Source organism: Mycetocola sp. Y791, from assembly GCF_059445325.1.
The window spans coordinates 155,857-168,196 of the sequence record NZ_JCAIUC010000001.1 but is presented as its reverse complement, the minus strand read 5'-3'; the positions used below and the strand labels follow the sequence as shown (position 1 = coordinate 168,196).

General features: G+C 66.9%; 12 protein-coding genes and 1 pseudogene. 5 read left to right on the top strand and 8 right to left on the bottom strand.

What is annotated here, in order from left to right:
- Position 1: 1 nt before the first annotated feature.
- On the bottom strand, positions 2-1,711 hold the full coding sequence (gene menD, locus AC1C2N_RS00865) for a 2-succinyl-5-enolpyruvyl-6-hydroxy-3-cyclohexene-1-carboxylic-acid synthase (protein WP_483405145.1): 1,710 nt from the start codon (positions 1,709-1,711) through the stop codon (positions 2-4).
- Positions 1,704-2,114 (bottom strand): PLDc N-terminal domain-containing protein, encoded by a 411-nt coding sequence (locus AC1C2N_RS00860; protein WP_483405144.1) that lies wholly within the window; start codon positions 2,112-2,114, stop codon positions 1,704-1,706. Before AC1C2N_RS00860 ends, menD begins: the two co-directional genes overlap by 8 nt.
- 101 nt (positions 2,115-2,215) lie before the next feature.
- Between AC1C2N_RS00860 and AC1C2N_RS00855 the strand changes: the two genes are divergently transcribed.
- Positions 2,216-2,572 carry a DUF4229 domain-containing protein gene (locus tag AC1C2N_RS00855; protein ID WP_483405143.1) on the top strand — a complete coding sequence of 119 codons (357 nt, stop codon included), beginning with the start codon at positions 2,216-2,218 and terminating at the stop codon, positions 2,570-2,572.
- A gap of 1 nt (position 2,573) precedes the next feature.
- Here the strand turns inward: AC1C2N_RS00855 and AC1C2N_RS00850 are convergent, their stop codons facing one another.
- Positions 2,574-3,557, bottom strand: a complete 984-nt coding sequence (locus AC1C2N_RS00850; protein WP_495432486.1) for a 1,4-dihydroxy-2-naphthoate polyprenyltransferase — start codon at positions 3,555-3,557, stop codon at positions 2,574-2,576.
- Positions 3,558-3,752: 195 nt separating this feature from the next.
- On the opposite strand from AC1C2N_RS00850, the pseudogene AC1C2N_RS00845 reads away from it, so the two are divergent.
- Positions 3,753-4,191: pseudogene (locus tag AC1C2N_RS00845) on the top strand (Hsp20/alpha crystallin family protein).
- A 157-nt stretch (positions 4,192-4,348) separates the two neighbouring features.
- On the opposite strand, the gene AC1C2N_RS00840 reads toward AC1C2N_RS00845, so the two are convergent.
- Both AC1C2N_RS00840 and AC1C2N_RS00835 read right to left on the bottom strand, forming a co-directional pair.
- On the bottom strand, positions 4,349-5,515 hold the full coding sequence (locus tag AC1C2N_RS00840) for an AMP-binding protein (RefSeq protein ID WP_495432485.1): 1,167 nt from the start codon (positions 5,513-5,515) through the stop codon (positions 4,349-4,351).
- Between the two features lie 124 nt (positions 5,516-5,639).
- Positions 5,640-6,230, bottom strand: a complete 591-nt coding sequence (locus tag AC1C2N_RS00835; RefSeq protein ID WP_495432484.1) for a TetR/AcrR family transcriptional regulator — start codon at positions 6,228-6,230, stop codon at positions 5,640-5,642.
- Between the two features lie 116 nt (positions 6,231-6,346).
- Between AC1C2N_RS00835 and AC1C2N_RS00830 the strand changes: the two genes are divergently transcribed.
- Both AC1C2N_RS00830 and AC1C2N_RS00825 read left to right on the top strand, forming a co-directional pair.
- Positions 6,347-7,102 (top strand): SDR family NAD(P)-dependent oxidoreductase, encoded by a 756-nt coding sequence (locus AC1C2N_RS00830; RefSeq protein ID WP_483405138.1) that lies wholly within the window; start codon positions 6,347-6,349, stop codon positions 7,100-7,102.
- A gap of 49 nt (positions 7,103-7,151) precedes the next feature.
- Entirely contained in the window at positions 7,152-8,039 is an 888-nt protein-coding gene (locus tag AC1C2N_RS00825) for a TIGR03620 family F420-dependent LLM class oxidoreductase (protein ID WP_495432483.1), read from the top strand.
- Positions 8,040-8,177: 138 nt separating this feature from the next.
- On the opposite strand, the gene AC1C2N_RS00820 is transcribed toward AC1C2N_RS00825, so the two are convergent.
- Positions 8,178-8,753, bottom strand: a complete 576-nt coding sequence (locus AC1C2N_RS00820) for a DoxX family protein (RefSeq protein WP_495432482.1) — start codon at positions 8,751-8,753, stop codon at positions 8,178-8,180.
- Between the two features lie 107 nt (positions 8,754-8,860).
- The gene (locus tag AC1C2N_RS00815) at positions 8,861-9,766 is read right to left on the bottom strand and encodes a 1,4-dihydroxy-2-naphthoyl-CoA synthase (RefSeq protein WP_483405135.1); all 906 of its coding nucleotides are present in this window, start codon (positions 9,764-9,766) and stop codon (positions 8,861-8,863) included.
- A gap of 44 nt (positions 9,767-9,810) precedes the next feature.
- Here AC1C2N_RS00815 and AC1C2N_RS00810 point away from each other — a divergent pair, with 44 nt between their 5' ends.
- Entirely contained in the window at positions 9,811-10,815 is a 1,005-nt protein-coding gene (locus AC1C2N_RS00810) for an o-succinylbenzoate synthase (RefSeq protein ID WP_483405134.1), read from the top strand.
- 476 nt (positions 10,816-11,291) lie between these two features.
- On the opposite strand, the gene ccsB is transcribed toward AC1C2N_RS00810, so the two are convergent.
- Complete coding sequence (ccsB, locus tag AC1C2N_RS00805) at positions 11,292-12,293, bottom strand: c-type cytochrome biogenesis protein CcsB (protein ID WP_495433065.1); 1,002 nt, start codon at positions 12,291-12,293, stop codon at positions 11,292-11,294.
- Positions 12,294-12,340: the final 47 nt, after the last annotated feature.

Below are 12,340 nucleotides of genomic sequence, written 5' to 3'. Positions count from 1 at the left end.
GTCAGCGCTCGAGCGGCACCTCGATCAGCGTGCCGGATGCCGTCGGCGCGGTCAGCGCCTGGTCAAGCGCGGAGCGCGTGGTCGCCCTGACGTATTTCCAGCCGTACGCCGTTGCGAGGGCTTCGAGGTTCACCGACTGGGGCGTGTACAGCACCCGATCGACCGCGTCACGGTCGGCCGCCTGCGCGACCTCGAGCCCGTCGAAGATGGTGCCGCCCCCGTCGTTACCGACAATCACCTGGATTCGTGGCATCCGTTCGCCGGCAGCCGTCAGCAGCGCGCCGGCGTCGTGCAGGAACGTCAGGTCGCCGAGGAGCACCCGGGTAACGCCGGAACCCGCGTGCTGACTGGCGCTGGCGATGCCCAGCGAGGTCGACACGGTTCCGTCAATGCCGGCGAGCCCACGGTTCGAGTGCACGGATATCTTCTTGCCAGGGACCGCGGCATCGACGTCACGGATGAGCCGGGACGCCCCCAGCACGAGCCTGTCGTGCGGCCACGTCGCGCCCCAGACAGCAAGGGCGAGGGAGCGCCGGTCGATAGGTGCCCGGATCGCACCGAACTCTGTCTTCACGTACGCGAGCCTGGTGGCGGGGTCGTGCGAGTGAGCGGCCTCGAGGTCAGGAGCGACGTCGGTGGATGCCGCGTCGACGAGCGCGCGGGATGCCATGATCCAGGAGCCGAGCCAGGCGCGATCGACGCTTCCGTCGACCACGCTCGCGGCGCCGACGACGTGCGCGGCGCGGCGACCCGGGTTGTAGACCTCATCGCCCGTTGGCGCGACGACGATGACCTCAACGCCGTCGGTCGAGAGCAACGCTGGCACCTGTCTGCTGAGCGTCGGATGGCCGAACACGATGGCCCGTTCGACCCGGCCGCCGAGCTCCGCGTCGGCGAGGAGTTCGCGATACGCGACAATCACATTGCGCCCGAACCGGGCTCCACTCGAAACCTCAGCAATCAGCGGCCAGCCGCCGGCGTGAGCGAGCGCTTCGGCCTGTGGGCCGGCACCGTGGCCGGCGATCACGACTGTTCGCTTCGAGCGGTCAAGCAGAATGCCCGGCCTGGTGATACGCGAGACGTCCGGTAAATCGTGAGCCACAGCATCCGCGGCGCTCTCGACCGGCGAAATGGCCACGCGATCCGGGATGGGACGCGACAACGGCTCGCGCAGTGGGAGGTTGAGATGCACGGGACCCGCGCTCGAACGCCCGCTGCCGAGCGCAGCGTCGACCGCGAGTCTCGCGATCGCCCGCGCCGCCTCCCGCTCGCCGCTCGCACCTGTCGGCGCGGCTATGTCACGGGCGAAACGGGCGGCCTCACCGAAGATGCCGACCTGGTGTGTGGTCTGGTTCGACCGGATGCCACGGAGTTCGAGCGGTCGATCCGCGGTGATGAGGATGAGGGGTACGTCGGAGGAATGTGCCTCAAGAACGGCCGGATGCAGGTTGGCTACCGCGGTGCCACTCGTGACGATGACGATGGCGGGGTTGCCGGTTTCGATCGACAGGCCGAGGGCGAAGAAGCCGGCCACCCGCTCATCGATCCGGACGTGGAGGCGGATCTCGCCCGACCGCTCAAGCGCCGCGGCCGCGAGGGCGAGGGCCTGCGAGCGTGAACCGGGGCAAACGACGATGTCGGTGACACCCTGCCGAATGCATTCCTCGAGAAGTGCGAGCGAGTAATCGGTTGCCGGACTGGCGTCAGGCATCCGCCCTGCCCGTGTCGTCAGGCTCCTGCTTGGGGTCCGGGTGCTTGTCCGGCGTGGGCTTGGCCTTACCCGGTTCGTCGGGCTCTGCGGCGTCCGAGTCGAGGGCGGCGAGTTCTTCTTCAAGCCGCCGGATGCGTTCGTCCTGCTCCTTATCGCGGCCGAGGGTGCCGATGAAGGCGGGGTCGTCGTCTGGAGCGAGCCGCGGACGGGCGACCTGGGTGACCCTCGCGCGACCGATCGTGAACCACAGGATGAGGCCGAGAACCGGCAACAACACGATCACGACGAGCCAAACGGGCTTGGACAGGCCCCGCACTCTCTCCCTCGCCATCATGGCGCAATCGATCACGGCGAAGATCGTTGCGACTACCACCACAACGAGGAGAATCACGAGCCAACGCATACCTTCATCGTAGTCTTCATTCTGTGAATTACCCCGGGAGGGGATCACGGACGCTGCACCGGCGAGCGTCCTCCCAGACTGGCGCGCATACACTTGATCCCGTGAAACGCATTCCCCCCGTTGTGACCTACACGGTGCTCCGCCTGCTCGCTTTCGCGGTTCCCCTTGCCCTGCTTCTCTTCCTGGGCTTCGAGCCGTGGGTCGCGACGGTGCTCGCCGCGATCATCGGGCTGAGCCTGTCGTACATCTTCCTCAGGCAGCCGCGCGAGCAGGTCGCGGCAGAACTGTACGACCGCCGCCACGGCAACCGCACGCCGGTCACCGCCGACGAAGACGCGGAAGACACCGCGCACGTAGCGCACGCCGATGGCACGGTCGACACCGAGCACACGGTGGATGCCGAGGACACGGTGAATGAGCGGAACACAGACGAGTCCCGCTCACCAACCGAGCGCTGAGCTACTTCCAGAACGCCCAGAACAGCGCGATGCCGTAGAGCAGCTGGGTGAGTCCGGTCAGCTTCAGCGCGAGGATGTACTCCCTGGCCGTCCGCGCCGTTGCGACGATGATGGCCGCGGGAAGCGCAGCGAGGAGCGCGAAGAGCGCGAACCAGGCGATCGGGTAAAGCAGCGCGATCCAGGCGGCGATGCCGAACGGGACCAGCAGGCACACGATGTACAGGATGCGGCTGGGGATCGTTCCGAGGAACGTCGTCAGGGTGCGCTTGCCTGCGACGCGGTCCTGCTCGATGTCACGGATGTTGTTGACGATGAGCGTCGCAACGGAAATGAGACCGACGCCGACCGCTCCGAGCCATGCCTCCTGGGTGAGGTCCATGACCTGCGCGTAGGTGGTTCCGAGTGTGGCGACGAGACCGAAGAAGATGAAGACGAAGAGCTCACCGAGCGCCAGATATCCGTACGGGCGCTTGCCGCCTGTGTAGAACCAGGCAGCGACTATTGCGACGGCGCCGACGGCGATCAGCCACCACAGCTGGGTGAGAACGGTGAGAATCAGGCCAGCAACAGCCGCGATGCCGAAGAAGATCAGTGCAGCGGTGAGCACGGCCTTGGGCGTCGCCTTGCCGCTGCCAACGAGACGGAACGGACCGACACGGTCGCGGTCGGTACCCCTGATGCCGTCTGAGTAGTCATTCGCGTAGTTGACCGCGATCTGGAGGCTCACCGCGATGACGAGGCAGAGCAGGGCACGCACCCAGTGGTACTCACCCGGGTCGCTCGCCGCGATCGCCGCGCCGGTGCCGACGAGCACCGGGGAGACCGACATCGGCAGGGTCGGGATGCGCGCTCCGGCGACCCAGTCGCTGAACCGGGCCGGGCGAACATCGGCGTACACACGTGCCGCGGGGTTCCCGCTCTTGCCCTTTCGCTTCGATGCTGCCGGTGCCGTGGGCGGCGTGAGTCTCTGCTGCTTAGCTGCCACCTGGCAACCTCCCTCTGTCCGCAAGGAGTTTACAGCTACGACGTGACGGGTTTTGTTGCGCGCCACAGTACGCGAGTGCCGTCATTTTGATTTTTCACCACCGGTGCTAGCATGTCTGCCAGAACTTGAGTCTGACCGACTCAACTTCACGATCAGTACTTGTTTAACCCAGTGAAGCAAAGGAGAAACTTTCTTATGGCACTGAACTTCGACCCCTTCCGCGAACTCGACCGTGTGACCGATTCCCTGCAGGCACGGACCGCGCCTGATGCCCGTCGATCTGTATCGCGAGGGCGAGAGATACGTACTCGAGGCCGATCTCCCAGGCATCGACCCGGGGTCCGTTGACATCGATGTTGACGGCCAGTTGCTGACGATCCGCGCGGAGCGCACCCTGAGCACGGGCGAGGGCGTGAAGTGGCTGGCACGAGAGCGGATGACCGGTACCTTCCTGCGGCAACTCAACCTCGGTCAGGGCATCGACACCGAGCGCATTGAGGCGAACTACACCAACGGCGTGTTGCGGGTGTTGATCCCTGTTTCGGAGCGGGCCAAGCCACGCAAGATCGAGGTCTCGCTCGCCAACGAGCCGCAAGACACGCTCCAGGTTTCCGAGTCGGGCAGCGGCTCCTGAGCGGCTGACTCCGGCGGGATCTGCTGAATCGTCAGCTGCCGAATGAGCAGAAGCGAAAGGCCGGGGCGTCATGCCCCGGCCTTTTCGTTTACCCGGTCAGCCCAGGCGGTCCGCCGGGGGCGACCGATCGGGCGGGCTGGCGTGGCCGGCGGGCGGACTACGGCTCGGCGGTCTGCGCGTCCTCAGAACCGAGCGTGACCGCAACGATCGCGACGATCGCGAGCCGGTCGGGTTTACCGGACGGCAGGGTTGGCATCGAGTCGAGACGGACGACGTGCGCTGGCCTGGCCGGTTTGCCCAGCGCGACCGCGACAGCATCCGCAATGTCAGACAGTTCAGGATGCCGTCCGACCGTGACGACGACGGGAACCTCTCCCCACCGGTCGTCCGCCACGGGAACGACCACAGATTCCGCCAGGTCGGGAATTCCCCTGACCACGCGTTCGACCCGGTCGAGGGAGACGTTCACGCCGCCGGAAATGATGACGTTGTCGGCACGCCCGGTCACCCGGAGGACGCCGTCCTCGAATTCGCCGAGGTCACCGGTGCGATACCAGCGCAGACCGTCATCGACAACAAAAGTTCGTTCGGTGAGCGCGTCGTCGCCGAGATACCCTTCCGCGAGCATCGGGCCCGCCAGCTCGACCTCACCGTTGACCACCCGGACGCGCACACCGGGAAGCGGGACCCCGTTGTAGACGCAGCCACCCGAGGTCTCACTCGATCCGTAGGTGCGAAAGATCGGGAGGCCCAGCTGTTCAACGCGCGCGAGAAGCGAGAGCGGCATCGCCTGGCCACCAACGAGGATGCCGTCGAATCGCCGAAGAGCGAGAAGCCCGGCCCTGGATTCCAGCAGGCGCGAGAGCTGAAGCGGCACGAGGGAGGTGAACCGGCGTTCAGCGGTGAGACGCTTCGATGCGTCGGCGAACGCGGCGGGATCGAAGCGCCCCTGGGGCAAAGCGATGGGGGTGGTTCCCGCGGCGATCGAGCGGACGAGAACCTGGATCCCCGCGATGTAGTGAGCCGGCAGAGCGAGGAGCCACTGGCCCTGGCCATCGAGGACCGTTGCCGACGCTGCGGCACTCGCGAGCAGGGCATCACAGCCGAGGGCAACCCGTTTGGGCACCCCGGTCGAGCCAGAGGTCTCGATGACGACTCCGACAGGTTGTGACACCTCTTCGTCCGTCGGCACTGTCGGATCTGCGCCATCGTCGGCGCCCGGAACGGGAGTGATGGCCGGGCCCGACCTGTCGAGTGCGCGCCGGAGCTCGACCATCAGCTCGAGTGGGTCGCTGGCAGACACCCGGGTGAGTGGCCTCGTCATGGTTTCAGTGTATGCGGGCGGCAACGACCGTGTCAGGAGCTTCGGATGCCTGGCCGCGGAGAGCAGCCTGAGAGGAGGCAGCGCCGCGGCGGATTTCGTAACCTCGGCTGTGGCGCGGGGCTGGTCATCCCGGGAAGGCTCGGAGCGCTCGTTCGGCGACTCTCGCAAGGGCGGGGCGCTCGGCGCCTCCAGCGGCTTGGACAGCGAGCCCGCTGGTGACGGTGCTGAGATACTTCGCGAGCTCTGCCGGGTCTTCGGCGTCCGACAGGTCCCCCTCACGGATCGCGCGTGCGAAGCGTTCGGCGAAGCGCGCTTCGCCGGCCGCCCGGCTGGAGTTGAGGAAGTCGACGACCCGTTGATCGGTCGGGGCACCGGCAAGTCCACCCTGGATCGAGAGGCAACCGGGTGGCTTGGACGGATCGGTAATCGCCAGCACATTGCTGTGCACATAGTGCTCGGCGACGGCACGGGCCGTTGGCTTGGCGAGCGCCTCGTCGACATAGGCCATGTCGACCTTGGCGTAGCGCGCGATGGCCCGCCTGAAGGTCTCTTCCTTGTTCCCGAACGCCGCATAGAGGCTCGGCCGGTTGATCCCGATGGCCCTCGTCAGGTCGTCGAGCGTGGTGCCCTCATACCCCTGCCGCCAGAACACCTCGATTGCCGCGTCCAGCGCCACGTCGAGCTCGAACTCACGTGGTCGGCCTCGCTCCGCCATGTTGCGCCTCCGATCTCTTCATTCTGTACCCGATCGAACAATTTTACCGCTTCGAGGAATACCGGCGGGCGCATCGTGATTCTGTACTGTACCGAACACAAATCGAAGGAGTCAGCATGACCACCACCACTACTCGTCCCCTCGCAGGCAAGACGGCCCTGGTCACGGGAGCGTCCCGCGGCATCGGCGCAGGACTGGCGACCGAGCTCGCGGCGCAGGGCGCAAGGGTCGCCATCACCTACTGGTCGTCGCCGGAGCGGGCTGAGCAGGTCGTCACGGCGATCCAGGACGCCGGCGGCGAGGCGGTCGCGATCCGCGCGGACAACTCCACCGCGGATGGCGCCCGCGCGGGGGTGCGTGAGGCGGCTGAGAAGCTGGGCTCGCTCGACATCCTGGTGAACAGCGCGGGCGCCGGGTGGTTTGAGCCGTTCCAGGACGCGTCCGACGAGCACATCGATCACACGGTCAACATCAACATCCGGGGCACCGTCTACGCGACGCAGGAGGCGATCAAGCACCTGCCCGTCGGCGGCCGCATCATCACGATCGGCAGCGTCACTGCCGAGAGCCTGCCGTTCCCCGGCGGGGCGATCTATGGCATGACCAAGGCTGCCCTCGTGGCGTTCACCAAGGGCCTCGCCCGTGACCTCGCCTCACGCAAGATCACCGCGAACATCATCCAGCCCGGCCCGATCGACACCGAGGGTAACCCCGCGGGCGGTCCCGCGGGTGAGTTCCTCGCCGGCCTGACTGCCGTGGGCCGCTTCGGCACCGTCGAGGAAGTCGGACCACTCGTGGCGTGGATCGCCAGCGACCAGGCGGCCTACATGACCGGCTCAACGGTGACCATCGACGGCGGCTGGACCGCCTGAGTCCCAGCCCCGAACGACTGAATCGCACACACACGAAAGGACACGCGAGATGACTACGGAGAGGTCGGCGCCCGTCGACATTGGACGGCTCGGAGTTTGGAGCCTCGAACTGCGCGGAGCCGATCCCTCCGCGGCTGGCGACGCCGCCGCCGAGCTCGACGACGCAGGCTGGGGAGCTCTCTGGCTTGCCGGCGCCGGTGGACCGGGAATCTGGCGGAGCGCCAGCGATCTGCTCACGGCGACCAGCCGGCTGAGCGTCGCGCTCGGCGTCGCGAGTATCTGGGGGCCGGACGCCGACGCCGCACCCAACGAATTCGCACGCATCACCGGGCAACACGGCGACCGGCTGCTCGCCGGGTTCGGCGTCAGCAGTCCGCAGAACGCTGCCGCCGTTGGCAAGCCCTTCGGTACCCCGATCGACGCGATGAACCAGTACCTGGACCGCCTCGACCAGGCCACGCCGCCACTGGCGGCGAACGACCGCATCCTTGGAGCACTCGGCCCGCGGATGGTCGAGCTCGCGGGCCGGCGAGGCGCGGGGGTTCACCCATTCCTCGTCACCCCCGAGTCGAACATCGTAAACCGCTCCCTTCTCGGCGAGAGCAGGCTGATCGCGCCCCACTTGGCGGTCGTGCTCGAAACTGATCCTGCGAAGGCCCGCCAGATCGCACGAGCCGGCATCGGCATGTTCATCGGGTTCCCCAGCTACCAGGCGAACCTCCGGCGCCTCGGCTTTAGCGACGACGACCTCGTGCCCGGCGGCAGCGACGGGCTCATCGACCGTATTGTCGCCTGGGGGTCACTGGACGATGTGCGCAGCCGCATCGACGAGCACATCGCCGCCGGGGCCGACCACCTCGCGCTGCACGTGCTGACGGGAGAACGGAGGCTGCCGCGCGCCGAGTGGGCGGAGCTTGCCTCCCTCATCTCCGCCTAGCAGCTCCGATTACGCCCCCCGGCGCCGGGATGGCACCACAACGAGGCGTGTCGGCGTCCTGCTCGCCGTGCGTGATGCCCGCACAGACGAAGGGCGAACGGATCGGCATCCGTTCGCCCTTCGTGGTAACCGGCAGTGCTAGATCAGCCAGGGGTTCTTGCGCACGATCCCCAGGCGCCTCCACGGGCGGCCGGCGCCCCAGGTATCGCCGGCATAGGTTGCGGCGATCACGATGCTGGCCAGTGCGTAGATGATGTGGTAATCCACGAGGGGGTTGGTGGACCCGGAGTTGGGCGTGAACGGCCACTCAGCCAGGTACATGAGGATCATCACGAAGGTGCAGACGACGGCGCTCACGCGCAAGCCGATGCCGAGCATCAGGGCAACACCGAGTCCGAGCATCGCGAGCATGAACAGCCAGTCGGTCAGCGGGCTGGCGATGCTGCCGAAGAAGTCCTTCAGCGGCCCGCGGACCGCATCGCTCTTGAGGAAGCCCTGGCTTGGCGCTCCGCCGTTGATCCAGGCGCGCTCAGACGGGGTCGAGAACCCGAGCCCGAAGGTCTTGTCGAGGAAAGCCCAGAGAAAGAGGAAACCGAGGGCGAGCCTGAGAACGGCGAGCCAGCGGCGAGCGGTTCGAGTGAGGATATCGCCGCGGCCGTTAACCGGAATTTCTCTGACGTCGTCACTGTGTGACTGGGCGGGTCTAGCGGTCATTTCGTCCTCCTGTGCTCGTCGTGTGGACGCGGACCGAGCGGCCCTTCCGCACAGTATGCGCGTCAGCGACCGCCCCGTCAGGAGACTAAAGACCCCGGGCCGAGCCGTCAGTATTGCCAGGGATAAGGCCCCCAGTCCGGCTCCCTCTTCTCGAGGAACGAGTCGCGGCCCTCAACGGCTTCGTCGGTTCCGTACGCAAGCCTCGTTGCCTCACCGGCGAACACCTGCTGACCGACCATGCCGTCATCGACCGCGTTGAACGCGAACTTCAGCATCCGGATGGCTGTCGGCGACTTCCCGAGGATCGTACGCGCCCAGTCGAGCGCAGTTGATTCGAGCTCCTCGTGTGGAACGACGGCATTGACCGCGCCCATCTGGTAGGCGCGCTCTGCCGAGTACTCCTCGGCGAGGAAGAAGATCTCACGGGCGAACTTCTGGCCGATCTGGCGGGCGAAGTACGCGCTTCCGTAACCGGCGTCGAAGGAGCCGACATCGGCATCCGTCTGCTTGAACTTGCCGTGCTCACGACTGGCAATCGTGAGGTCGCAGACCACGTGAAGCGAGTGGCCGCCGCCGGCAGCCCAACCGGGAACGACAGCGATGACGACCTTCGGCATGAACCGGATCAGACGCTGGACCTCGAGAATGTGCAGGCGCCCGCCGCGCGCGGGGTCGACTCCCCCGGCCGAGTCGGTGTCCGAGTACTTGTAGCCGTCGCGGCCACGAATGCGCTGGTCGCCGCCGGAGCAGAACGCCCAGCCGCCGTCCTTCGGGCTCGGACCGTTTCCGGTGAGCAGCACGACACCGATTCGTGAGTTGGTGCGCGCATCCTCGAGCACCCGGTAAAGCTCGTCGACCGTGTGTGGCCGGAACGCATTGCGCACCTCTGGCCGGTTGAACGCGATACGAGCGATGCGGCCCGTCGTGTCGTGGTGATAGGTCACGTCAGTGAGGGAATCGAACCCCGTCACATCCGCCCACTGGGTCTCGTCGAATATTTCTGACACGGTCATTGCTCCAGCCTAACGACGGCGGGAACGGATGCCAGACTGGAGGCATGCGTCCACAGCTCCACGATCTCCTCGACACAGCGCGGGTCGTCGCGCTGCCCCTCGCCACCCGGTTCCGCGGCATCGAGGAACGCGAAGCATTGCTGTTCGAGGGTCCGAACGGGTGGAGCGAGTTCTCCCCGTTCGTCGAATATGACGACGCTGAGAGCGCCACCTGGCTTCGGGCTGCCATCGAGTTCGCGTTCGGCGACCTGCCCACCCCGCTGCGCTCCAGCATCCAGGTCAACGCCACGGTCCCTTCGGTGCACGTCGACCGCGTCGCCGGAATCCTCAAGCGGTTCGACGGATGCCGCACGGCAAAGGTCAAGGTCGCCGAACGTGGCCAGGGGCTCGCCGAAGACGTCGCGCGGGTGCGTGCGGTGCGCGACATCCTCGGCCCGGAAGCCCGGATCCGTATCGATGCAAACGGCGGCTGGAACATCGACGAGGCGGAGCACGCCATCCACGCCCTCGCCGAGTACGACCTCGAGTATGTCGAGCAGCCCTGCGCCACGGTTGCGGAGCTCGTCGAAATCCGCCGCAGGACGAAGTACATGGGAGTGCCGGTCGCTGCAGACGAGAGTGTGCGCAAGGCCGCCGACCCGCTCAACGTTGCGCGGGCCGGTGCCGCGGACATTCTCGTGCTGAAGGCGCAGCCGCTCGGCGGCATCCGTCGTTCGCTCGACATCATTGCCCAGGCCGGGCTTCCCGTGGTCGTGTCGAGTGCCCTCGACACGTCGGTTGGCCTGTCGATGGGGGCGTGGCTCGCGTCGGTGATTCCCGAGCTCGACTACGACTGCGGGCTCGGTACGGCGTCGCTGCTGTCGGCGGATGTCACGGATGCCCCGATGCAGGCATCCGGCGGATCGATCGATGTGCGCAGGGTCACCCCGACGCCGCGGCTGATCGACGGTTATGCGGCGTCACCGGCCCGCCGCGAATGGTGGCTGGAGCGGGTGTCGCGCTGCTACGAGCTGCTCGCGGAGGGCGACGCGGCTGCGGCGCTGGCCTGAGCCCCGGAGCTACCCACCGAGCGCTGCACATCCATGCCCGCGCTGCAGAAGTATCCGCAGCGCGAGCATGGGACTGTAGCGCTCGACGAGCGGCAGGACGCATCCGGGCCGCCGCACGGGCATGGCGCCGGCCTGAGCCCCGGCGCCGGCCCTGCCGCACCGGCCCTGCCCGCCGCGCGCTGGCCTGAGCCGAGCCCGCCGTCCCAGCGGCACCCCACCCCACCACGAGCGCGACCCGGGCCTGCACGCGCTGCACATCCATGCCCGCGCTGCAGAAGTATCTGCAGCTCGAGCATGGGACTGTAGCGCTCGACGAGAGGCCCGGGTAGCCGGGCCGCGGCACGAGCGTTCGGCGCTGGTTCGCGTTGCCGCGTACAGGCGAGTAGACGAGCGCGGGCTTACAGACCCGAGTACGCGTGCAGGCTTACAGACCCCAGTACGCGTGCAGGCTTACAGACCCCAGTACGCGTGCAGGCTTAAAGGCCCGAGTAGGCGTGCAGTCCCTTGAAGAACAGGTTCACGATCGAGAAGTTGAAGATCACCGCGACGAAGCCGATGATCGACAGCCACGCGGAGCGCGATCCACGCCAGCCGCGCGTCGCGCGAGCGTGGATGTATCCGGCGTAGATCACCCAGATGATGAAGGTCCAGACCTCTTTGGTGTCCCAGCCCCAGTAACGGCCCCACGCGCGCTCTGCCCAGATCGCACCGGCGATGAGGGTGAACGTCCAGAGGATGAACGCGACAATGTTGGAACGGTAGGCGAGGTTCTCGAGGCGCGCCGCCGACGGGAGCGTCGCGACGAACTTCAGCTTGAGCGACTTCAGGTCGGAACCGCTCGCTTCCCGGCGGTGCTGCACCAGTTGCAGAACGGACAGCGCAAACCCGAGCGCGAACAGTGCGGTTCCGGTCGACGCGACGAAAACGTGGATCACGAGCCACGCGGACTGCAGCGCCGGCGGAAGCGGAACGACCTCAACGTAGAAGTTCACGGCAGCGACGCCGAGCATGATGAGCACGAGGCCGACGATAAAGGTGCCAAGGAAGCGCAGGTCAACGCGGGTGAGCACGACGAGGTAGGTCGCAATGATGAGGAGTGTGCCCGTCATGGCGAACTCGTACATGTTGGCCCACGGAACACGCTCCGCGGCGACGCCACGGGTGACCGCTGCGGTCAGGTGAAGCAGAAGCCCGAGCACGGTCAGCGCGACGGCAACCCGAAGCACCGCTGACTTCTTGGCCTGGACCTGTGGAGCGTCCGGGTCAGTGCGCGTGAGCGTCCCGACGGGGCGACGCCCTGAGTTCACCGTCGAATCCGCGGATGCTGCGACCCTGGCGTTCCCGGCGGAGCCGACTGTTGCGGCCATGGGCACGCTCACGCTGTCGCCCTCGGTCAGTTCTGCGGCCGCCGTGACGTCGGCTGAACGCTTGGCGAGGTCGACCGCGAAGGCGATGAACGCCAGCGCGTAGATCGCCATGGCGGACCAGAGGGCGAGGACGGACAGTTCGTTGAGATCCACGGTTT